We start from the raw sequence: 20,101 nt of genomic DNA, 5'->3' as shown, positions 1-20,101 counted from the left end.
AAAGGGTAACACAACTTCTAACACATTGGCTGTGTCACGGTATTTCAAAACTGAGTCGGTTGGAGCGAGTGACAGAAGTAAGATCGACAGTCGAATTTAGCACAGCCAACACATTCAATATATGATAAAACTTTAGTTATTTCAGATAAGGAGTACAACATAATGAAAAAAATTTGGATGTCATTGATCATTGTAGTTGCAAGTATAATTTCAGTTGCCTGTTCACAGCAAGATGTGGAAGAAGAACCTCAATTTCTTGATGTGCAGCTGACAGCTAATCCGGTAAAAGCCCAGGTGAATGAAGAAATAACCTTCGAGGCAAAAGTTACATATGGAGCGGAAGCAGTGAAGGATGCAGATGAAGTCAAATTTGAAATTTGGCGTTCCCATGATGAGGATCATGAAAAGGTAATGGCAGGTCATAGTGAAAATGGCATCTACAGACTAAAAAAATCTTTCTCAGAAGAGGGTACCTACTATATCATTTCTCATGTAACCGCGAGAAGCATGCACAATATGCCTAAAATAGAATTTATAGTTGGAAATCCTAGTGAACCGGAAGAAGATAATAATTCAGCAGATATGGAAATGGATACTAAGCAAGAAAAAGAACATAACGGACATTAATCAAGTTTTTTTGTAGCTAATGAATTATCAAAAACTGTTTAGTGAAAATATTATTACTTCAGGCGGCCCCAGCCGCTTTTTTTGTGTAATATTACTTAGTTTTTGTCATGATAAAGAAAAGATTGTAATATTTAAGGTGCGTTTGAAAGGCTGTCAATCACGACTTTTTACCCATTTCTGGTATTGCTGGTTCAGGCAATAGTAAATTGGAAATTCCATCAAAATTAGATGGAGATATCAATTTGCCCTCAACCCCTTGAAAATTCTAGGTTTCTTTCATTTTGCAAATTTTTACAATGATTATTATTATAAGAATAATAGTTCTTCCAATAACATCCAGGTTTATTACAAAAAAGCCATGATATGATTAGGATGCAAGAGAGAGACAAACTAAATTTTCGGGAGGAATTCGAGAATGAAGAAAAAAATGATCCTATCAATTGCGGCAGCTGCAGCCTTACTAGCAGCAAATCCTGTAATGAATAAAGCAGATGCGGCGACAGTTCAATCAAAAGTTTACTATTATCAAAGTGGAAATTTAAGTAATGAACAAATTAATAGTATTCTTCAAAAATATTTGAAAAACTATCAATTCAATTCGAAGCAACCTGCTCAAACAAATGTTCAACAGCAAGCTAAAGCTCCAGCACCGACGACTGTTCAGCAGCCAGCAAAGGCACCTGCACAACAGCCAGCTAAAGCACCTGCACAACAGACAGCTGCAGCACCAACAAATCCAGCTGTAAGTGCATATGAACAAAAAGTGGTTGAATTAACAAATCAAGAGAGAGCTAAAAACGGGTTGAAACCCCTTGCTCTTGACACAGCATTGAGCAAAGTGGCAAGAGAAAAGTCTAGAGATATGCAAAGCAAAGGCTACTTCAGCCATACAAGCCCAACTTACGGTTCACCTTTTGACATGATGAAGAAGTTTGGTATCACTTATCGTTCAGCTGGTGAAAACATCGCTATGGGACAGCCAACTCCAGAAGCAGTAGTAAAAGCCTGGATGAATAGTGAAGGCCACCGTGCAAACATCCTAAACTCTGGTTATACTCATATCGGTGTAGGACATGTTGCATCAGGCAATTATTGGACTCAAATGTTCATCAGTAAATAATAATTGTTCGAATAGGAGAACAGCCCTTAATTAGGGCTGTTTTTCTATATATTGGGCTTTTTTGTGTGTTTCATGACCAATCCCAAATGAGGAAATCATATTTTAGCGAAAATATTCTTCTATTAGCTTGCACATAATGGACCTGCATATTCACAGAATATCTATTTCGGAAAACTGCATATCCACATTTTTCGGCAATCTTAGCTCCAGGACCCCATCCCGATGTATTGCAGATGCCCCTTTTCGTTTCACGGTAGCTGGCAAAATCAAGGTGTGTTTATCGGATACCTCTGGTATATGTTCAATGATGACTTGGTTTGAGGTATAATACAATTTCATTTGTGACTTCCAGGATTCTTCTTTCAGTGGCAGCCTGATGAAAATGAAATCATGTGTTTCAAATATTTCTGACTGTAGATGATTCGGGGATTTCATAGGATCCTTTGTATTTCTTTCCATCTCCTTTATCCATTCTTCAGGCTTGAGCGCTCCACTCATATTAGGCTGAAAAACCTTTCCCATCATTTGCTGTACATATTTTTCTATTTCATCTGGCTTCATTTCCATAAACTTTTTCTGTGATTTCTGATCAAATGGCAATAAATTCCATGGAAACATCTTATCCCGCCTTTCCAGCAGACCAACTTCGATATTGATATCCTATGCAATAACATGCCCAGCTGTTAATAATTGTGGATTAACATGTCTGTTATTTAGCTAAAAGTTGCAAATCTGTTAGCTTCTTTTTAGTATAGGGATAAGTGAATATAATAAATTGTGGGGTACAGGTTGTGGAAAATAAAACTGCTCTAATTACCGGAGGTGCAACCGGTATAGGTAGACGAACAGCAATGCAGCTTGCTGCCGAAGGGATTAACTTAATCATTAATTATCGGAGCAGCAAGAATGAAGCAGAAGATCTTGCCGTAGAATTGACTAGTCGATACCGGACAAAAAATATATGTATTAAAGGTGATATCACCTTGTATGAAGAGTGTGAAAATCTTGTTTCTGAAAGCCTTAAGGTATTCAAGTCTATTGATATTATCGTCCATAACGCAGGACCGTATATTTCTGAAAGAAAAAAGATGGCGGATTATGAAATCAAGGAATGGGACTACTTAATCAATGGGAATCTAAATGCGGTTTTCTATCTATCAAACCTGCTTATTCCTTATATGCGTGAGCAGAAATGGGGAAGAATTATTACCGTTGGGTTTGAACGTGTTGAATCTGCCCCTGGATGGATATTCAGATCAGCCTTTGCTGCGGCAAAATCAGGCCTTGCGTCTTTAACGAAAACAATTGCGTTAGAAGAGGCAGAGCATGGCATTACAGCCAATATGGTGTGCCCCGGTGATATTATTGGAGAATGGAAGGAAAAAGAAATTATTGAATCCTTAAAAGAAAAGGATGATTCAGTACCAGTTGGCAGGCCTGGTACTGGAGAAGATGTTTCAAGGGTAATTAGTTTCCTTGCAGATGAGAAATCCAGCTTTATCACAGGCAGCGTTATTCCAGTAACAGGCGGCAAAGATGTACTCGGAAAAATTCATAGGGGAATATGACAATTAAAAACGCCTTTTAAGGCGTTTTTTTTTATCATTTCTCCCATTGTCTGAGGTCCATTACTTATTTGGGACCGTCAATTTCATTCCTAAGCTGCATATAAATAGGGAGTAAAACCATTTTAGGGGGGTTAATAATGGCATATGAAGGGTCAAAAGGTTGGTATATTAAGGAATTGAAGAAAATGGGAATCACTAAGCATCCAATTGAAAAACGGAAGCTCGAATTATATAAGACGTATGTAGTGAGAAGCTTATTTTTCGAACTAACAAAATAAGTAGATAATAATAGTGTTATGTAAACTAATTCTTGCGTGTATAAACTATTATAGTGGTGTTACTGAGCATTGTTGTTGTAGAACCTTGCTGAATGGAGCTGGAGCGAAACCATGAATGGGAAACAGTATCAATTTAGCCGAAAATATGTTGGTTACAGCTTACGTTGATTTGGACGAGAGGCTTTTTGAAATTGCAAGGTAATGCAATTTTGATTGAATCAACAGGCAAGTAATAAAAGAACAAAAATAAAAGAATAATGGCCTTAATGATGGGCAAAATAGTATCAAATAAAAATACTTAATAAATGAAATTATCTAATAATTGTTATGATTTTGTGAATACCACCCGGAAATCTAGCTGCGTTTTAAGCGAGGAGTGATAAAGATGGGAACAGGATTTAATTTAAACAGGATCAATCCAAACCAGACACAGATTTTCTTTGAAGACGGAAGGTATGAAACCTTAACAGATGTCGAACTGGAAGCGTTTTTATCGGAAGCCTCATTATCAGACCGTGAAGAATTGAATGCCCAGGATCCAATGAACTAAAAAACCGCCCTGAAATCAGGGCGGTTTTTAGTATGATTATTACGCTTCAAGCAATTGTACATTCTCTTCTTCGTGCGGAGCTGTTCTTTTTAAATATAAGGTATATTGGTCTTTAGGAATTTCATATAAATCATAAAGATCTCCATTTGCATTAAGCTGTTCGTAGATTGCCTGTCGAGTTTCATTAGCTTTTACTACATATGGAAGTTTTTCGGCAGCTTTAATAGACCGGATGTTTACTTTTCTTATGCGCATGAAAATGGTTTCCAACCCAAGCTCATAAAAAAGTTCCTGGAAAAATGCATCCTTCGCCAAATTGTTATAACCCTTTCCATGGTATGGCTTGCCTAGCCATGTACCCAGAAAGCCGGCACCGTCCTGAACATCAAAAAGATTAATTGTTCCGATAGGGGCTCCCCATTCGTCCAATATTGTTCGAGAAATCAGCTCGCCTCTTTCTTCAGCTTCAATTGTCTGTTTTGTAATAAAGACAAACTCATCATAAGAATAAGCTTTTTGGCGCACAAAAGGGAAGACCTCCGGATGCACCATTAGCTCAAATAGTTCATGGCTGTCATGAACATCACGTTTTTTGAGCATTTGTATCCCTCCAAAGCAGGGCAGTCCTATCCCGTGCGAATGTAACAACACGGCCACCCTCGAAATTTTTTGTATTGCTAAAAAATTTCGGGGTGGGAATCGAACCCACTAGAACCAGGATACTGGTGGCGCACCATTTGCCTTCCCTAATCACTATCATTTATTAAATTATTTTTAACGTGTTTCCAAAGAGTATCATACTAAAAATATTTGAAAAAGAAAATAGGTTTTTCACCATTTTTTTTTGCGTTTTTTTGCCAAAAATCTACACGGGTTTTGAGGCTTTTCGACTATTCTCGATAAACAAATTGGCCATCTATCATTGTCCAAATTGGTTTGGCATTGAAATGGAATGGGTGATGGCTCCATAAAACCAGATCCGCGTCTTTTCCAGCCTCGATGCTGCCAACCCGCTCTTCAATCCGAAGATTCCTGGCTGGCAATATCGTAATCCCTTCAAGCGCTTTTTGTTCCGATAATCCTTCACGTACAGCAATTGAGGCACAAACATTCAAGTATTGGATTGGAGTGTATGGATGGTCTGTCGTTATAGATACTTCGACTCCATGGTTCGTCAATTTCTGATAGGTTTTCCAGCTCTTGTTCTTGAGCTCCACTTTAGATCGGCGGGTAAGTGTTGGACCGACAGATACTTTTAAATTTAATCCTTCTAGTTCTTCGGCAATCAGATGACCTTCTGTACAGTGTTCAATCCGTATATCCAAATTGAATTCTTGTGCCAATCGGATGGCTGACATGATGTCATCTGCACGATGAGCATGAATCCGAACCGGTATTTCCCTTTTTAAAGCCTTTAATAATGGCTTCACCCTCAGAGAGTCAGGATTATCTGACTTCATTGCCTCATAGAAAGCTTCCCTGAGCATACCCATGATTCCCATCCGGGTAATTGAATCCTTGTTTCCCATACTATGGATTCTCTTTGGATTTTCACCAAGCGCAATTTTTAATCCTGCAGTCTCTTGAATAATCATGTTTTTGATGTTTTTACCTGCAGTTTTTATGACTGAAGTAGTTCCACCTATGACATTGGCACTTCCAGGCATGACATGGGCGGTTGTGATCCCATATTTAATCGCATCTCCGAATGCAGGATCAAGAGGATAGACACCATCAATTGCCCTTACATGAGGGCTCATCGGTTCAATTGTTTCGTTTGCGTCATTACCTGCCCAGCCAGTTCCCTCATCATAAAGCCCTAAATGGGTATGGACATCTATAAAACCTGGAAGCAAATAACCATGAGTACAGTCAATAACCTTGTCTCCCGCTTCCATGGCAATGTCATAGCCTATCTTTGAAATCTTCCCATCAAGAATAAGTACATCACATTTAGACTTTGGATCAGTAGTTATTGGTATTACATTTGCGTTCTTAAGTAAAATTCGGTTCATTTTATATCCTATCCTATGAAGTTTTTTTATCATTTTATCAGTTTTGCGGGTATTTGACACCATTGCAGAAAAATTTTATAGGCTGCAGCCTATTCCTTTTCATTTAAGATAAAAACGCAGAATTAATGAAACTTTTAACGTTATTTTCCGTAATGTTATATATAAGAATTTGGAAGGGGAAATGAACATGCCGAAAAACGATGAACGGCTGCTGGCTGCCGGGATTTATGTGATTAGTTTTTTTACTGCATTCTTAGGGCCACTGGTAATTTGGCTTCTTAAGAAAGACGATTCCAGCTATATCGATTACCATGGAAGAGAATATATGAACTTTTTTATTTCTTATACTGTTTATGGAATCGTGAGCGGGATTCTCGTTATCCTGCTGATTGGAGTGTTCATGCTGTGGATAGTGGGTGTGCTAGGGGCAGTTTTCACCATTGTTAGAGCGATTAAGGCCTATGAAGGTCAGGAGTACAAAATCCCCTTTATTTTCAGGCTTTTATAAAGAAAGAAAGTCCGGCATTAATTTGCCGGATTCAGACTGTAGACAAACTCGATAAAAGCGAGCTTGTCTACAGTTTTTTCATCTTGGTTGGGAAGTAAAACAGGTCTGTTGATTTCCGTTCCAGGCGCTTCGCTTTCCGCGGGGCTGGCGCTGAGCCTCCTCGTCGCTTTGCTCCTGCGGGGTCTCATCTGTCCAGCTTGAGCCCGCAGGAGTCTACGCGCCTTCCACTCCAATCAACAGGTTTTCAATAACTGATTTGTAATCTGTATCTTTTTCGACAAGCTGAATCCGGCATAAATTTGCCGGATTTTTTTTTGAACGTTTTTTATCCTTGTGCGTCTTATGGATAGAATCAAATGGGGAGGGACTCCAATATGGAATTATTAGAAACGGTAAACTGGTCTTTGGCCGCACCTATACTGGTTATTCAGGGAATCTTATTGATTGTTGCACTGGTCGATTTAATAAAAATAGAAAAAACGAATGGACCTAAATGGATTTGGGCAATCGTCATACTGATTATAAATCTTCTCGGACCCATCCTGTATTTTGTATTTGGAAGGAGAAACCATTAATGACCTTAATCCATGTGGAGAATTTGGAGAAGAGCTTTAAAGGTACCAAGGTGATAAAAGGACTGAATTTTGAACTTGAAGCGGGGAAATGCGTAGCGTTAATTGGCGCAAATGGTGCAGGTAAAACAACTACTCTTAAGATGCTGTCAGGATTATTAAAGCCTTCACATGGAAATATATATTTCGAATCTAAAGAGAAGGGGGATAACATCAGGAAGTTGATTGGCTACCTTCCACAGCACCCTGTGTTTTATGAGTGGATGACGGGTAGTGAGTTTTTGGAATATATCGGTAAATTATCAGGGTTAAGCACCCGGGAAGCTAAACAACGTTCAAAAGAGCTTCTTGAACTGGTAGGTATTACAGAAGCGAGGAACAAAAGGATAAGCAAGTACTCAGGAGGGATGAAACAGCGTCTCGGGATCGCACAAGCGGTTATTCACAGTCCTAAATTAATTATGCTCGATGAACCTGTTTCTGCCCTTGATCCTTTAGGAAGAAGAGAAGTACTCGAGCTGCTGGAAAAGCTAAAACAGGAAGCAACCGTTTTATTTTCCACTCATATCCTTAATGACGCAGAGGAAGTGTGTGAAAGCATATTATTCTTGCATAAAGGTGAAATTATTGAATCCGGGACGATGGACGAATTTAGAGAAAAGTACCAGCAGTCAAAAATTGACCTTATGTTCCAGGAAAGCCCAGAACGTTATATAAATACCATAAATGACCATCCTGAAGTAATTTCCATACAAATTGAAGGTAATAAAGCGAGTATTTTAGTGAATGATCTCCATGCAGTAAGAGGGCTGGTCCTGAAAATGGCAGTGCAAAATGATTGGCCGTTATATAAATATGAAATCAATTCGATCAGTCTGGAAGATGTTTTTATGAAGGTGGTGGGAAAATGAGTCAGTGGTTTACCCTTATAAATAAAGAATTTATGGAGATGGCAAGAAATTATAAATGGATCTGGATCCCGGTATCCTTTATATTGCTTGGAGTCATGGACCCGCTGACTACTTATTATATGCCTCAAATATTGGATTCTGTAGGAGGTTTACCAGAGGGAGCAGTCATTGAAATCCCAACACCCTCTGCAAATGAAGTTTTTATCATGAGTTTGGGAGAATATCAGACAATCGGTATTTTAATCATAGCGTTATCTTCGATGGGGGTGGTTGCTGGTGAAAGGAAGAGCGGAGTAGCGCAAATGATTCTTGTTAAACCCGTTTCTTATATTTCCTATCTTTCTTCTAAATGGGCAAGTGCCGTAATTTTAATAATGGTCTCCTTGTTTTTTGGTTTATTGGCAAGCTGGTATTATACAGGGGTTTTATTTAATTTTATCCCATTTGGTGATTTTATGTCAGCATTCAGTTTGTATGGTATATGGATTACTTTAGTTGTGACTATTGTTATATTCTGTAGTTCTGTTTTTATCCAACCTGGTGCTGCTGGGGCCGTTTCCCTTGCCATTGTCATCATAATCAATCTGATTGGAAGTACCTTTTCACATCTGATGCAGTGGAGTCCAACACAGCTGCTGCAATATGCTACTGAAGTACTTGTCTTGGATACATGGCCAGATAACATATGGTTTGCCATTGGCATTACCTTCTTGCTGATCATTATATTGCTTGCTTGTGCAGTTGCTGTTTTTAAAAACAAGGAACTTGCCGATTAAATATATTTCTCTAGGCCTGATCCCTTTTGGATCAGGTTTTTTAATTGTTTGATAGGATGTAAGAACTGTTTTTAATTCATGGATTGTCGAAATATTTAGTTTTATGGAATCTATAAATGATTCTTTCACCTTATTGCTAGTTCATCGTCAGAAGATAAATTTGAATTTTAATAATAAAATATACCTAAATTTATTACTTTATAAGCATTCCGAGTGTCGATAAAACTATATTGAGAAAATTCAAATTTTAAATATAATGAAAATTAAGAAAAAAGGAGGGTTATTATGTCGAAGAGAAAAAAACTTTTTGCTGGTACGCTCGCAGTACTCTTAGGTGCTGCCACCATATTAAATGCAGGAATAACCAAAGGTGAAGCAGAAACTTCTGGAAATAAATATCTAGTCATATTTAAGGACCAACAGGATCTTCCGGCAGGATATGCAGATGCAATCAGAAAAGCTGGCGGACAAATAGAAGATAAATTGGACAAGCTTGGTGCTGTAAAGGTAACTTCTAAAAATGCTAACTTCTTGAATGAAGTTAAAAAGTCCTCGCTTGTTTTAGAGGCTGGTGCAGAGAATATTGTCTACCCTGAACAAACAATTGAATCAGAGACTGTTACGGCAGAAGACCTAACTGAAGGTGCTGATTTTTACAACCAATTTATGTGGGACATTAAACAAGTAACAAATGACGGAGCTTCATGGAAAATACCTGGAGGTACTGGAAAGCCGCTATCAGGAGATGACATAGTTGTTGGTGTCATAGATACAGGAATTGATTATAATCATCCAGATTTAAAGGATAACTACGCAGGCGGAAAGTCGTTTGTTCCCGGGTTTAATGATCCGATTGATCAGAATAGCCATGGCACACATGTTGCCGGCTCGATTGCAGCAAAAGGTGAAGCCCTCGGAGTTGGTCCTGATTTGAAGGTTGCTTCTTATCGGGTATTTGGTCCAACAGGCGGAGCGGAAACTGCGCATATTGCAGATGCATTAATGACAGCAGCGGATGATAACGTCGATGTTGTAAATATGTCACTTGGCGGCTATGACTGGTTCCAAAATCCAGATTATGCGACGAAAGATATCGTGGCAGACGTACATTTATTCAATCGCGCAATCCAGTATGCCATCCAAAAGGGAGTTACTGTTGTTGGTTCAGCTGGAAACAATGCGCTGGACTTAAGCAGTCCCGGAAAACTTTCTGGTGATGATAAGGGTGCAACACATAGAAGCCCTAGCAGCCAGACAATGATCAGAGTTTCCGCAGGTGGCGCATTGAAAAATCTTGCATTTTACTCTAACTATGGTGTTGGTAAAATTGATGTAATGGCTCCTGGCGGCGACCTTGGACCTAACTATGATCCTGCTACAGGTGCCGGAAGGGATAACAGCTATCTAGCATTTAGTACAGTGCCAATCTTAGATCCTAAAACCAAAGAAGTAATTGGCCACGGTTATGGAGGAAAAGGTGGAACTTCAATGGCAGCACCGAAAACCGCGGCTTTGGCTGGTGTAATCATCGCAAAATATGGAAAGGATAAAATTTCTCCGGCACAGGTGAAAGCGATTATCCAACAATCTGCTGATGATGTATTCCAGCCTGGCTACGATGAAAAGGCTGGCCATGGATTAATTAATGCTGTTAATGCATTGACCTTGAAATAATTGTAAAGGGAGGGACAGATAAATGAATCTGTCCCTCCTTTTCAATGGTTTTTTTATTTATCCTAGTGAATGATTGATCTCCTCTCCAAGTGAATTTATTTAACAATTTGGCTCTGTAAAAGAAGAATATTGATTTTTAAACCCTGTTGATTGTAGTGGAAGGCGAGTAGACTCCTCCGAAAATGCTAACGCATTTCCATCGTGCGTAGGCATGTTCTAGGAAGCCTTTCAAAGTCCTGCGGGATCAGCTGGACAGGTGAGACCCCGCAGAAAGCGAAGCGACTGGAAAAAAAATCAGCAGTCGTGTTTAACAGAGCCAACAATTGAAAAAGGTAGAATGTTTAATCTCCTTGATTAATAGAATTAATATGACGAAACAGATTTTCTTCAAGGAGATAATAGATATGAGTATCCAGCAATATTATCAGCAGGCAGCCAATATCAGATTAAACGGTTCTATTGTTTCCGCAGGAATGCTCTCCATTATTTTGGCTGTCAGCCTCCTGTTGTCCTGGGATATCCCGCTAATGGTTGTTGCAATTCCGTTTTTGGCCGTATGTTTTTTACAATATAATAGCTATCTTTTATATCGAAACCGATCTGAAGAAAGCAGGGAATCTATAAGTCTTTATGACGAAAAGAATCTTTTATCGCAAAATCATTTAATGATCGCCTTTGCGCCTGCCCCTTGCATAAGGCTGTTATTTTTTACACCTGATGGCATGCTGGCAGGTGAATTGAAAGAGATTAAAATAAAACAATGGCGATGGATCATTCCTTTTTTTATCGATAAGAGGATGGCGAAACAGCTTGGGATTTATGATGCGCATGGGCACCAGATAGGACGTCTGCTTAGTGATCCTAAAAAAACAAAGCTGGTTAACGAGAAAGGTGAAATCGATGGATTCTTTTATCCGAAAAAGAAGTCAAGTACTGCTATCGTAGAGGGTGGGAAAAAATTAAAACTAGAAGGGGCAAATTCCGATTTATTTTTCATCAATGCGTATGGCATGGAGGTTTTTAAGCTTCAAAAAGGGTGGATGCCACTGGAGTGGTCACACTTTTTTATTGATGGAAATACTCCGGTTTTGACCTTTGATTATAGTTTAACGAATTCCGAACGGCTTGCTGTATTTGCAGCAGTGGCTCATTATTACCAATACTATAATCATTAGAATATTTATCCATTTTGGTTATAGCCGTTTATCTCCGGGTATTTAGGTTAACAAATAAGTAAGATACTCAAGGAGGTAATGTTTTATGGAGAATCAGCAATATCAAGATTGTATACAGGCATGCATAGAGTGTATTGAAGCTTGTAATGTATGTTTTGATTCTTGCCTGAAAGAAGAGAATGTGAAAATGATGGCTGAATGTATCAGATTAGACAGGGAGTGTGCCGAAATCTGCGGCATGGCTGTTACAGCAATGCAGACAAACAGCCATTTCGTCAAAAAGATTTGTGGATTGTGCGCAGAAATTTGTGAGACATGCGGAAATGAATGCAAGCAGCATGACCATGACCATTGTCAAAGGTGTGCGGATGCATGCTTCAAATGTGCAGAAGCATGCAGGAACATGGCTTCATAAAAAATATCATGTTACAGGACCAGCAGCGTTTGCTGGTCTTTATATTTGTCTTTAAAAATAGGGTTCCTTATTGAACAATTCCACCATTTATGGCATCTTGTAATATAAAGAAGGAATTTGGGGGCAGGAAGATGTTAATCGATTTGATAAAATGCCATGGTTCTAATAATGATTTTTTACTGATAGACGAAACCGAAGGAAACTATAAATTGGACGATTTCAAAAGACGGGATTTGGCTTTGGCGCTTTGTGACAGAAATACTTCACTTGGTGCTGATGGCATTTTGTTTATTCGTAACAGCAAGGTAGCAGACGCGCAATACCGCATTTTTAATTCAGACGGTACTGAGGCCTCTATGTGTGGAAACGGACTTCGCTGTGCCGGAAGATATGTTTGTGAAAAGCTCGGCAGGGATGAAGCGATAATAGAAACATTGAAAGCTAATCTTAAAGTGAAAAAGCATGAGGAAATTTTTATCGATATCCCAACCTATCAAGTGGAGATATCTCCAGTGTCTTTTAAATTGGAGGATTTGCCGCTTAATCTAGATCAAGAAACACTTATTCAGGGAAAACTCCCTCAGTTATCGGAAGAGTTGACCTTTACAGCACTGGCAGTTCCAAATCCGCATCTAACTGCCATTGTCAGCAAAGAGCAATTAGAATCAGATTTGCAGGAAGAAATAAGCCAAAAGCTAAACAATCCGAATGATTTATTTCCAGATGGAGTTAATGTAAGTTTTATCAGATTGCTTGAAAAAGGAAGTATATACGTCAATACTTTCGAACGTGGAGTAGGCTTTACAAATGCCTGCGGCACAGCAATGTCTGCATCAACTCTAGTTACTTGCCTTTTGAATGAAAATGAATTTGAACAGCCGATTAATGTTTATAACAATGGCGGAATGGTACAATGTTCTGTCCACGAAAAAAATGGTGTCTACACGATTGATTTGATCGGTAACGCAACTTTTTTGTACTCTGCTCAGCTAGAAATTGAATTTGATGAGGAAGTTATGGTAGGGGAGATACTGGAGCAGGAAGATTTCAATGAAGATGAAAATTATAGCTTGCTGCAAGAGCATGCGAAAAAATATCTCAACCAGTTTTAAAACATTTTCATGTTTGTCGATTTTCCCGAAAAACCTCCTGAGTTTAAATATCAGGAGGTTTTTGTTGCTTATTTTTTCCCTTTTAAGATCTGAAGCACGGGTTCAAAATTTTGCTCTGCTTTTGCAGCGAAATAGTCCCGGAACGGGCAGCCATGCTTCTGGACTCTTTGTGGAATTGTCCCTAAATGAAAATCTTCAATTCGTAAAACTTCGGTAACTTCATCCCAAAATAAAGGAGTCGCCACGCCAGCGTGAGATTTGCCCCTCGCAGAATAGGGGCTGACGATTGTTTTGCCCTCGGCATGCTGCACATAGTCTACATACAGCCTGTTGCCTCTATTCTTTTTCAGCCGTTCAATCGTAAATGAATTTGGTTCCTTTGAAACTAGATATTGTGCGATAAAAGAAGTGAATAACCTGGTATCGGCATAGCTATAAGTGCTGTCAGGGAGCGGAATATACACCTGAAGCCCTTTATTTCCGGATGTCTTAATAAAGCTGATGAGCTTTAATTCATCTAAGACTTCTTTAATGAATAGAGCTGCTCTGATTGCTAAATGAAAATACTCCCTTGATGGAGGGTCGAGGTCAAAGACTATTTCATCAGGCCCTTTGCTCGCGATTGTTTGAAAAGGTATATGAAATTCTATGGCAATCTGGTTTCCGAGCCACAGCAGGGTCTTCATGTTGTTGCAAACGATATATTCAATTCCTTCTGACATTGCCGTTTCCACAAAATCCGGTGCATAGTCAGGGACATTTTTTTGGTAAAAGGCTTCGCCGAACATGCCATGCGGATATCGAATGACTGTTAACAGCCTGTCCTTTAAAAAAGGAAGCATATAGGGAGAGATTTCCCTTAGATAGTGAATATAGTCGATTTTCTGGACTGAAGGTTCCTCCCATAGAGGCTTTTCAGGATGAGTGATTTCAATATCTGGCGGCAGGTTCTTTTGCTGAAGAACAAACTTCTCATATGTACAGGTATCGGGAGACAAATCGAATCGGAATTGGTGGAAATGCGGCTCGCGAAGCTGGTCTTCATAAATTTCCAAATACTTCACGTCAAGGCAAATCCCGGGTTCAACATAAATGTATTGGTTGTCTTCATCGCTTTTATTTTGTTTGATAATTTGCTGGAGTGCATTTTTCTCTTCAGGCTTAAAACCGAAAATGACAAGGCCAATTGAGTGTATCTCACTAGCCTTGTAGACAGAAATATAAAAATAACCATTCGATTTTTCGTATGCAGTCACAAAACATGAAACATATTTCCAATTCTTCGCTTTGATCCAGCTTTGAGTCCGTTTGCCTTCCACCCATATGCTGTTCGTTCGCTTAGCCACAATCCCTTCACCATCAAATAACACTATTTTTTCCCATAATCTATCAAGGTCTTTCTCGCTCGGGATTAATTGAATTAATTCCTGACTTCCGGTATCAGGTGCCAGTGGAAGCTTAAGGTCTATGAATAAAGTTTCCAGCATGGATCGCCGTTCTTCGTATGATTCAGTTATTAGGCTTGTGCCTTTAAGTGTAAGGAGATCAAATACCATTAATCTGCATGGATTCTTTTTGGCAATATGGCCAATCCGTTCCTCTGACCTCATTTTTCCTCTAACTTGAATGGCACCAAAATTTGCTTTATATTCATTCTCCAGAAATACCAGCTCAGCGTCCATTTCTAGCGGGAGATATGGTTTGAACTCTTCCTCAAGGGAAAGCAAGAATTCCATGATTTCTGGAAAAATTGGAATTAGCGGCTTCCCATTCCGGCTGGTCAGCGCAATCTCAGTATCCCATGATAAAACAGCCCTGAACCCGTCAAATTTTGTTTCATAACGCCATTCATCTCCTTTCGGGATATCAAAGGCCAGAGTAGGGAGCATTGGTTTCGGCATCATTTCCATCCTTTCACAAGTCGTATTTATATTGTCCCTGTTTATCAACAAACTAATCTGCTGGGAAAAGTTTTAACGAATGATAAACCGTTTCTAAACCAAATTAGTAATAAAACAATAAGGATGGATAAGAACATGCATACAATCTGGAAAGGGAGCATCAGCTTTGGCCTTGTCAATATCCCAATCAAGCTCCATGCCGCAACTGAAGATAAAGACGTTAAACTTAGGACGCTTCATAAGGAGTGCAACTCTCCAATAAAATATGAGAAGGTTTGCCCTGTTTGTGATAAGGAAGTGAAAAATGAAGATATCGTGAAAGCTTATGAATATACAAAAGGCAAATTTGTCGTTCTTGATGATGAAGATTTGGAAGCATTAAAAAAAGAAAATGAAGATAAAGCAGTCGAAATCATCGATTTTGTAAAAATGTCTGAGATAGACCCAATCTACTATCAAAGGAGCTACTTTATGTCGCCGAGCGAAAGTGGAGGAAAGGCCTATTCACTATTAAGAAAAGCGCTTGAAGAGTCGCAAAAAGTCGGAATCGCAAAAATCATGATCCGGGCTAAAGAACAACTGGCCGTTATAAGGGTGTATGATAATACGCTTGTCATGGAAACAATTCATTTCCCGGATGAGGTAAGAAAAACAGTAGACGTACCAAATGTTCCCTCTGAGGATAAAGTAACGGAGAAAGAACTCGATACGGCCATTATGCTGATTGATCAGCTGACAACAGAGTTTGATCCAGATAAATATCATGATGATTACCGGACTGCCTTGCTTGAGCTAATAGAGGCAAAACGCACCGGAAAAGAAATCGTTACACCTGCGGAAAAAGAACCTGTTTCCAATGTCACCGACCTCATGGCTGCACTCCAAGCATCAATCGACCGAACTAAGCCAGAGAAAAAAGAGCCAGTAAAGAAAAAGAAAGCCGCAAAGCCGAAAGCAAAGGAAAAAAAGCAAGCATAATAATTCATCCACCGGCCCAGCAAACTGCTTGGCCGGTTTTTATTCGATTTAAAAGGGAAAATTGTTTCGGCTGCAGAATAAAATAGAGAGATAAAGGGGGAAGTGTGAATGAGAAAAGTTCTTGTATTAGGTGGGACTCAGTATTTTGGCAAAAAGCTCGTTCAAAAACTGATTGAAAACGGAGACCAAGTAACAATCTCTACAAGAGGTACAAAGAATGATCCTTTTGGCAATCAAGTTGAACGGCTTGTAATAGACCGTGAAAAAAAGGATACCATGGGAATTGCATTTGCAAACAAAGATTGGGATGTGGTATACGACCAATCATGCTTTTCGCCCATTGAGGCCCGGGATACGGCCGAAGTGCTGAAGGGGAAAACTAAGCGGTATATTTTTACATCAACACAAGCTGTCTATGAATTTGGAACACTGCATAAAGAAGAGAACTTTAATGCCAATACATATGAAATTATCTATAAAACACGCAAGGAATACCCTGGATACGAAGGTTACAAGGAAGCTAAGCGCTCCTCGGAGGCTGTTTTTCATCAGCTTGGTTATTTCGATGCTGTTTCTGTCAGATTTCCGATCGTAGTATCAGCTGATGATTATTCAGAACGATTAAAATTCCATGTTGATAAAATTCTTTCAGGCCAGGCAATCGGAATTCAGAATTCTGATTTGCGATATAGTTTCATCCATGCAGATGAAGCTGCTGAATTTTTATTGAAAATAGGTGCATCCGATTATAAGGGACCAATCAATCCAGGATCTGCAGGTGACATTAGCCTGCGTGAGCTTATTGATAAAATTGTTAAGCTTGGTGGAAAAGAAGCAATGATTGATGCTAGCATTACAGCAGAAAATCCTTCTCCATATTCATTGCCAGGATCCTGGTCGATTGATACTTCATTAGCAGAGCGGCTTGGATTTGCCTTTATCCCGCTCGATCAATTGCTTGAGGAATTAATCACATATTATATTCAAGAATATAAAAGGGTATAAAAATGAACCAGGTGCAGTGCATGTACCTGGTTTTGTGTTTACATGAATTTTAGATGGAAATCAGCATTGAAGTTAAAATGAAAAATTGAAAAAGGTATTTCCATCCAGCTGTCAAATAATATAAGAACTAGGTAATTTTGTTTTCCTTGATTGAAAGTATGATAACAGGGGGGCAGGCAGCAGCATGGAAAAGAAAAGTATATGGAAACGGACGATTGTACCATCCGCGTTATTTCTTTTGGCTTTTGGATTATATGTTGGCTTTTCAAGCTGGGATGCAAAAAATAATGAGGATGCCAGGAAAATCCACGAGGCAGTGGCTGCCAGTAAAGATGCAAATGAGGATATTGCTAGTTTTCAACAAGATTCAGCCAACAAGGATTTTAAGAGTGTCGGAAGTTTTATTTCAAGGTTCCATCAAAAATACAACAAGTCTCTTGGCTGGGGCGGAATAGATTCGGTAAAATGGGAGACCCAAATGGAGACCGCGGCTAAAATCAATTCTATCATTAAAGACATTCAAACAGATAATGGCGATTTGCAAGCGGATTTCAATGCAATATCTGAATATGCAAAAACAATTGAAGGAGGAAGACGAGATAAAAAGGCTTTGCTAAAGCTTCATCGTTACTTCCATGACCTGGACATTGAAGTTAATGGTTACAAAGATACAAATGATTACTTTGATGTGACTGAATATAAAAGTTCCGAGAATGGTTAAGAACATCGATGAAGGGTAACATAACAACAAATGGGATTGGAATGGAGTGAACAGTCAACAATGAAAATCGTGGTATTGTCTGACACTCATATGCCCAAAAAAGCAAAGCATCTTCCGAGCATAATGGTAAAGGATTTGGAAACTGCAGATTACATTATCCATGCCGGTGATTGGCAGACCACGGAATTTTTTCATGAGCTTAAACAATATGCGCCAATAATTGGTGTAACCGGGAATGTGGACAGCCCGGAATTGAAAACATTATTGGATAAAAAAGAAATACTAAGAGCAGGAGATTTTAAAATCGGTGTAGTTCATGGACACGGCACTGGCAAAACAACTGAAAGAAGGGCAGTGGACACTTTTATGATGGATGAGGTAGATTGTATTGTCTATGGTCATTCACATATTCCTGTAAAAAAGGAATCAAACGGGATCCTGCTGTTCAACCCTGGTTCTCCTACGGATAAAAGAAGACAAAAGGATTTTTCATATGGTATCCTGACAATCGGAGGAAAGATAGAAGCAGAGCATATTTACTTTGATGACAAGAGTTAAAGAATCGTAAGGATTCGTCTTGAAGTCCAAATGTATTCGTCAAAAACGGAATTGATAGACTTGGCCTTTTGGAAATTCAGCCCGTAATTTTTATAGGCAATACATATTTTTGCCAGATACCCAAAGCAGATAAGAGGAGTTGCAGTAATCATGAAAACATTTAACGTAAAATTTCACGCAGAAGATCAAGTAGAAACAATGGTTGTCCAGAAGTTAAGTGGTGAAGAATATGAAACAGCTACAGAAGGTGGAACGCGCCATTTATTTGATTTGGATACAAATATCGGTTTTTTTGTATTCTTTGATGCAGAAGATAAAGCGGGGAAAGAATCTTACCTGGTGCTTCAGTATGAGGAAGAAAGTGAAGAGCCATCCAACTGTTATGGCTTCGAATTGAAGGACTTCTATGAATTTTCAGCTCTGTACCTGAATGACTTGGAGTTCAATGAGGAATTGAGCGAAGAGGAATACGGGCCTGTACACCATTTGGCACACCTCCTTTTTCACATTGTCGAAGAGGGAAAAACAGCTCAGGTATAATATCAAATTAAAAAAGAGCATTTACTGCTCTTTTTTAATTTGATTCGTTCTCTACTTCAGCATCAAGGTTTTGCATGCAATATGCTTTCACTGCTTCAATTTCTTCATCTTCCAGGTCAAACTCAAGTACTTTTTCTGTTTCCTCTTCAATGAAATAATTTTGAAGAATGCGGCCTTCGCCACCATCCACGAGAAAAATTACTTTTAACAGTATACCTTTCTCTGTATAAAGCTCATCTTCCTCATCCACATTGATATCTAAAAAAAACTCATATCTGTGTCCTTGAAGAAGGCCGAATGGATCTTCAAGCAATTGAACAGTATGTCCTGTAATATCCATGAAAAAATCATCCTTTTAATTTTGTCTTTTCTATTATATATCGAAAATGTCGATAACAATCAAGAAATTAGACAAAAAGTCAAAGAATGTCAGTCAATTCGGCTAACACTCCAATCTTGTTTCCTATTAAAAGAAGAGCTTCAATGCCTGATAACCAAAAAACAAGCCGAAGCCAATTAATGAAACTCCTGAAATGATGGAAATGAAGGTAAGCAGCCGAGTAGTAAGCAACTTCCGAAAGCTGCTTGATACGGCGGCCATGACAATATCCCATAGGATGAGTCCTGTGATGATGCCAAAGCTATATATAATGAGTTCCCCAGTTCCGTAGGTGGATGCTGTCTTCGCAAGCACAGATCCGTATATTCCAAGCCAAAAAAGAATCGTCAAAGGATTGGAGATGGACATTAAGAACCCTGTGGAAAATGATTTGAACCCTGATCCGCTGCCTCTGTTTTCCATAACAATCTTCCCGGAATTCAGGATTGTCTCTATTCCTGTGTACATCAGAACAAAGAAACCAAACAGCCACAGGAAAGACTGCATGTATGTAGTCTCAAGAAATTTTACCACTCCAAGATATACAGTAAGCATATAGACAATATCAGCTGATAAAGCACCCAGGCCCAGGAGCCAAGCCTGAAAGAATCCGCTTTTTATTCCCTTGTCGATTTGTGCAGCATTCACAGGACCAATTGGAGCTGCCAGCGATAATCCAAGAAAGATATACCCTAAAAATACGTTCAATGTAACGACC

Annotated in this window: 24 protein-coding genes; 18 read left to right on the top strand and 6 right to left on the bottom strand. The window is 39.0% G+C overall.

Translation table 11 applies throughout. The annotated features are described in order from the left end of the window. Nucleotides 1-162: 162 nt before the first annotated feature. Nucleotides 163-627: a FixH family protein gene (locus AABM38_RS14615; protein ID WP_423407096.1), complete on the top strand. Its 465-nt coding sequence runs from the start codon at nucleotides 163-165 to the stop codon at nucleotides 625-627. 415 nt (nucleotides 628-1,042) lie between these two features. Next, complete coding sequence (locus AABM38_RS14610) at nucleotides 1,043-1,747, top strand: CAP domain-containing protein (RefSeq protein WP_423407095.1); 705 nt, start codon at nucleotides 1,043-1,045, stop codon at nucleotides 1,745-1,747. Between the two features lie 150 nt (nucleotides 1,748-1,897). Here AABM38_RS14610 and AABM38_RS14605 read toward each other — a convergent pair whose 3' ends face one another. Next, on the bottom strand, nucleotides 1,898-2,365 hold the full coding sequence (locus AABM38_RS14605) for an Hsp20/alpha crystallin family protein (protein ID WP_423407094.1): 468 nt from the start codon (nucleotides 2,363-2,365) through the stop codon (nucleotides 1,898-1,900). 173 nt (nucleotides 2,366-2,538) lie between these two features. Here AABM38_RS14605 and AABM38_RS14600 point away from each other — a divergent pair, with 173 nt between their 5' ends. The 3 genes from AABM38_RS14600 to AABM38_RS14590 all read left to right on the top strand — a co-directional run bounded on the left by AABM38_RS14600 (nucleotide 2,539) and on the right by AABM38_RS14590 (nucleotide 4,143). Further along, the gene (locus AABM38_RS14600; RefSeq protein ID WP_423407093.1) at nucleotides 2,539-3,315 is read left to right on the top strand and encodes an SDR family oxidoreductase; all 777 of its coding nucleotides are present in this window, start codon (nucleotides 2,539-2,541) and stop codon (nucleotides 3,313-3,315) included. Between the two features lie 137 nt (nucleotides 3,316-3,452). Beyond that, nucleotides 3,453-3,593: a DUF2639 domain-containing protein gene (locus AABM38_RS14595; protein ID WP_423407092.1), complete on the top strand. Its 141-nt coding sequence runs from the start codon at nucleotides 3,453-3,455 to the stop codon at nucleotides 3,591-3,593. A 385-nt stretch (nucleotides 3,594-3,978) separates the two neighbouring features. Further along, nucleotides 3,979-4,143, top strand: a complete 165-nt coding sequence (locus AABM38_RS14590; RefSeq protein WP_423407091.1) for a hypothetical protein — start codon at nucleotides 3,979-3,981, stop codon at nucleotides 4,141-4,143. 39 nt (nucleotides 4,144-4,182) lie between these two features. On the opposite strand, the gene AABM38_RS14585 is transcribed toward AABM38_RS14590, so the two are convergent. Together AABM38_RS14585 and AABM38_RS14580 are read right to left on the bottom strand one after the other, a co-directional pair. Beyond that, complete coding sequence (locus AABM38_RS14585) at nucleotides 4,183-4,743, bottom strand: GNAT family N-acetyltransferase (RefSeq protein ID WP_423407090.1); 561 nt, start codon at nucleotides 4,741-4,743, stop codon at nucleotides 4,183-4,185. 290 nt (nucleotides 4,744-5,033) lie between these two features. Then, entirely contained in the window at nucleotides 5,034-6,158 is a 1,125-nt protein-coding gene (locus AABM38_RS14580) for an amidohydrolase (protein ID WP_423407089.1), read from the bottom strand. A 187-nt stretch (nucleotides 6,159-6,345) separates the two neighbouring features. Here AABM38_RS14580 and AABM38_RS14575 point away from each other — a divergent pair, with 187 nt between their 5' ends. The 8 genes from AABM38_RS14575 (at nucleotide 6,346) to dapF (ending at nucleotide 13,301) form a co-directional block, all read left to right on the top strand. Beyond that, nucleotides 6,346-6,666, top strand: coding sequence for a DUF4870 domain-containing protein (locus tag AABM38_RS14575; protein ID WP_423407088.1), 321 nt, complete (start codon nucleotides 6,346-6,348; stop codon nucleotides 6,664-6,666). 374 nt (nucleotides 6,667-7,040) lie between these two features. Further along, nucleotides 7,041-7,241 (top strand): PLD nuclease N-terminal domain-containing protein, encoded by a 201-nt coding sequence (locus tag AABM38_RS14570; protein WP_423407087.1) that lies wholly within the window; start codon nucleotides 7,041-7,043, stop codon nucleotides 7,239-7,241. Beyond that, complete coding sequence (locus tag AABM38_RS14565; protein ID WP_423407086.1) at nucleotides 7,241-8,149, top strand: ATP-binding cassette domain-containing protein; 909 nt, start codon at nucleotides 7,241-7,243, stop codon at nucleotides 8,147-8,149. Before AABM38_RS14570 ends, AABM38_RS14565 begins: the two co-directional genes overlap by 1 nt. Then, nucleotides 8,146-8,925 (top strand): ABC transporter permease, encoded by a 780-nt coding sequence (locus tag AABM38_RS14560; protein ID WP_423407085.1) that lies wholly within the window; start codon nucleotides 8,146-8,148, stop codon nucleotides 8,923-8,925. Before AABM38_RS14565 ends, AABM38_RS14560 begins: the two co-directional genes overlap by 4 nt. Nucleotides 8,926-9,210: 285 nt before the next feature. Next, nucleotides 9,211-10,599, top strand: coding sequence for a S8 family peptidase (locus AABM38_RS14555; RefSeq protein ID WP_423407084.1), 1,389 nt, complete (start codon nucleotides 9,211-9,213; stop codon nucleotides 10,597-10,599). A 404-nt stretch (nucleotides 10,600-11,003) separates the two neighbouring features. Then, entirely contained in the window at nucleotides 11,004-11,774 is a 771-nt protein-coding gene (locus tag AABM38_RS14550) for a hypothetical protein (RefSeq protein WP_423407083.1), read from the top strand. An 85-nt stretch (nucleotides 11,775-11,859) separates the two neighbouring features. Then, entirely contained in the window at nucleotides 11,860-12,189 is a 330-nt protein-coding gene (locus tag AABM38_RS14545; RefSeq protein ID WP_423407082.1) for a four-helix bundle copper-binding protein, read from the top strand. A 131-nt stretch (nucleotides 12,190-12,320) separates the two neighbouring features. Beyond that, a complete protein-coding gene (gene dapF, locus AABM38_RS14540) occupies nucleotides 12,321-13,301 on the top strand; it encodes a diaminopimelate epimerase (protein WP_423407081.1) in 981 nt (326 codons plus the stop codon). Nucleotides 13,302-13,369: 68 nt separating this feature from the next. Here the strand turns inward: dapF and AABM38_RS14535 are convergent, their stop codons facing one another. Continuing rightward, the gene (locus tag AABM38_RS14535) at nucleotides 13,370-15,202 is read right to left on the bottom strand and encodes a DNA ligase D (protein WP_423410747.1); all 1,833 of its coding nucleotides are present in this window, start codon (nucleotides 15,200-15,202) and stop codon (nucleotides 13,370-13,372) included. A 135-nt stretch (nucleotides 15,203-15,337) separates the two neighbouring features. Here AABM38_RS14535 and AABM38_RS14530 point away from each other — a divergent pair, with 135 nt between their 5' ends. The 5 genes from AABM38_RS14530 to AABM38_RS14510 all read left to right on the top strand — a co-directional run bounded on the left by AABM38_RS14530 (nucleotide 15,338) and on the right by AABM38_RS14510 (nucleotide 19,004). Continuing rightward, nucleotides 15,338-16,180, top strand: coding sequence for a Ku protein (locus AABM38_RS14530; RefSeq protein ID WP_423407080.1), 843 nt, complete (start codon nucleotides 15,338-15,340; stop codon nucleotides 16,178-16,180). A gap of 108 nt (nucleotides 16,181-16,288) precedes the next feature. Then, nucleotides 16,289-17,185, top strand: a complete 897-nt coding sequence (locus tag AABM38_RS14525) for an NAD-dependent epimerase/dehydratase family protein (protein WP_423407079.1) — start codon at nucleotides 16,289-16,291, stop codon at nucleotides 17,183-17,185. A gap of 184 nt (nucleotides 17,186-17,369) precedes the next feature. Beyond that, nucleotides 17,370-17,906: a hypothetical protein gene (locus tag AABM38_RS14520; RefSeq protein WP_423407078.1), complete on the top strand. Its 537-nt coding sequence runs from the start codon at nucleotides 17,370-17,372 to the stop codon at nucleotides 17,904-17,906. A 30-nt stretch (nucleotides 17,907-17,936) separates the two neighbouring features. Beyond that, on the top strand, nucleotides 17,937-18,464 hold the full coding sequence (locus AABM38_RS14515; protein WP_423407077.1) for a metallophosphoesterase family protein: 528 nt from the start codon (nucleotides 17,937-17,939) through the stop codon (nucleotides 18,462-18,464). Nucleotides 18,465-18,614: 150 nt separating this feature from the next. Next, entirely contained in the window at nucleotides 18,615-19,004 is a 390-nt protein-coding gene (locus AABM38_RS14510) for a cytosolic protein (protein WP_423407076.1), read from the top strand. Between the two features lie 34 nt (nucleotides 19,005-19,038). On the opposite strand, the gene AABM38_RS14505 is transcribed toward AABM38_RS14510, so the two are convergent. Both AABM38_RS14505 and AABM38_RS14500 read right to left on the bottom strand, forming a co-directional pair. Then, nucleotides 19,039-19,344, bottom strand: a complete 306-nt coding sequence (locus AABM38_RS14505; protein ID WP_423407075.1) for a DUF6509 family protein — start codon at nucleotides 19,342-19,344, stop codon at nucleotides 19,039-19,041. A gap of 126 nt (nucleotides 19,345-19,470) precedes the next feature. Beyond that, nucleotides 19,471-20,091 (bottom strand): LysE family transporter, encoded by a 621-nt coding sequence (locus AABM38_RS14500; protein WP_423407074.1) that lies wholly within the window; start codon nucleotides 20,089-20,091, stop codon nucleotides 19,471-19,473. Between the last annotated feature and the right edge of the window lie 10 nt (nucleotides 20,092-20,101).

The sequence above is a fragment of the Heyndrickxia sp. MSNUG genome (genome assembly GCF_049532715.1).
Classification (GTDB): domain Bacteria; phylum Bacillota; class Bacilli; order Bacillales; family Cytobacillaceae; genus Mesobacillus.
The sequence above is the reverse complement of the archived record's forward strand: the minus strand, read 5'-3'. Positions and strand labels throughout refer to the sequence as shown.

What these genes read in the sequence shown, in the direction of transcription:
- AABM38_RS14615 (WP_423407096.1), top strand. Translation starts at nt 163, where the DNA reads ATGAAAAAAATTTGGATGTCATTGATCATTGTAGTTGCAAGTATAATT.
- AABM38_RS14555 (WP_423407084.1), top strand. Translation starts at nt 9,211, where the DNA reads ATGTCGAAGAGAAAAAAACTTTTTGCTGGTACGCTCGCAGTACTCTTA.
- AABM38_RS14550 (WP_423407083.1), top strand. Translation starts at nt 11,004, where the DNA reads ATGAGTATCCAGCAATATTATCAGCAGGCAGCCAATATCAGATTAAAC.
- AABM38_RS14510 (WP_423407076.1), top strand. Translation starts at nt 18,615, where the DNA reads ATGAAAACATTTAACGTAAAATTTCACGCAGAAGATCAAGTAGAAACA.
- AABM38_RS14530 (WP_423407080.1), top strand. Translation starts at nt 15,338, where the DNA reads ATGCATACAATCTGGAAAGGGAGCATCAGCTTTGGCCTTGTCAATATC.
- AABM38_RS14535 (WP_423410747.1), bottom strand. Translation starts at nt 15,202, where the DNA reads ATGCCGAAACCAATGCTCCCTACTCTGGCCTTTGATATCCCGAAAGGA.
- AABM38_RS14525 (WP_423407079.1), top strand. Translation starts at nt 16,289, where the DNA reads ATGAGAAAAGTTCTTGTATTAGGTGGGACTCAGTATTTTGGCAAAAAG.
- AABM38_RS14520 (WP_423407078.1), top strand. Translation starts at nt 17,370, where the DNA reads ATGGAAAAGAAAAGTATATGGAAACGGACGATTGTACCATCCGCGTTA.
- AABM38_RS14570 (WP_423407087.1), top strand. Translation starts at nt 7,041, where the DNA reads ATGGAATTATTAGAAACGGTAAACTGGTCTTTGGCCGCACCTATACTG.
- AABM38_RS14515 (WP_423407077.1), top strand. Translation starts at nt 17,937, where the DNA reads ATGGGATTGGAATGGAGTGAACAGTCAACAATGAAAATCGTGGTATTG.
- AABM38_RS14590 (WP_423407091.1), top strand. Translation starts at nt 3,979, where the DNA reads ATGGGAACAGGATTTAATTTAAACAGGATCAATCCAAACCAGACACAG.
- AABM38_RS14545 (WP_423407082.1), top strand. Translation starts at nt 11,860, where the DNA reads ATGGAGAATCAGCAATATCAAGATTGTATACAGGCATGCATAGAGTGT.
- AABM38_RS14595 (WP_423407092.1), top strand. Translation starts at nt 3,453, where the DNA reads ATGGCATATGAAGGGTCAAAAGGTTGGTATATTAAGGAATTGAAGAAA.
- AABM38_RS14585 (WP_423407090.1), bottom strand. Translation starts at nt 4,743, where the DNA reads ATGCTCAAAAAACGTGATGTTCATGACAGCCATGAACTATTTGAGCTA.
- AABM38_RS14575 (WP_423407088.1), top strand. Translation starts at nt 6,346, where the DNA reads ATGCCGAAAAACGATGAACGGCTGCTGGCTGCCGGGATTTATGTGATT.
- AABM38_RS14560 (WP_423407085.1), top strand. Translation starts at nt 8,146, where the DNA reads ATGAGTCAGTGGTTTACCCTTATAAATAAAGAATTTATGGAGATGGCA.
- AABM38_RS14610 (WP_423407095.1), top strand. Translation starts at nt 1,043, where the DNA reads ATGAAGAAAAAAATGATCCTATCAATTGCGGCAGCTGCAGCCTTACTA.
- AABM38_RS14565 (WP_423407086.1), top strand. Translation starts at nt 7,241, where the DNA reads ATGACCTTAATCCATGTGGAGAATTTGGAGAAGAGCTTTAAAGGTACC.
- AABM38_RS14580 (WP_423407089.1), bottom strand. Translation starts at nt 6,158, where the DNA reads ATGAACCGAATTTTACTTAAGAACGCAAATGTAATACCAATAACTACT.
- AABM38_RS14605 (WP_423407094.1), bottom strand. Translation starts at nt 2,365, where the DNA reads ATGTTTCCATGGAATTTATTGCCATTTGATCAGAAATCACAGAAAAAG.
- AABM38_RS14505 (WP_423407075.1), bottom strand. Translation starts at nt 19,344, where the DNA reads ATGGATATTACAGGACATACTGTTCAATTGCTTGAAGATCCATTCGGC.
- dapF (WP_423407081.1), top strand. Translation starts at nt 12,321, where the DNA reads ATGTTAATCGATTTGATAAAATGCCATGGTTCTAATAATGATTTTTTA.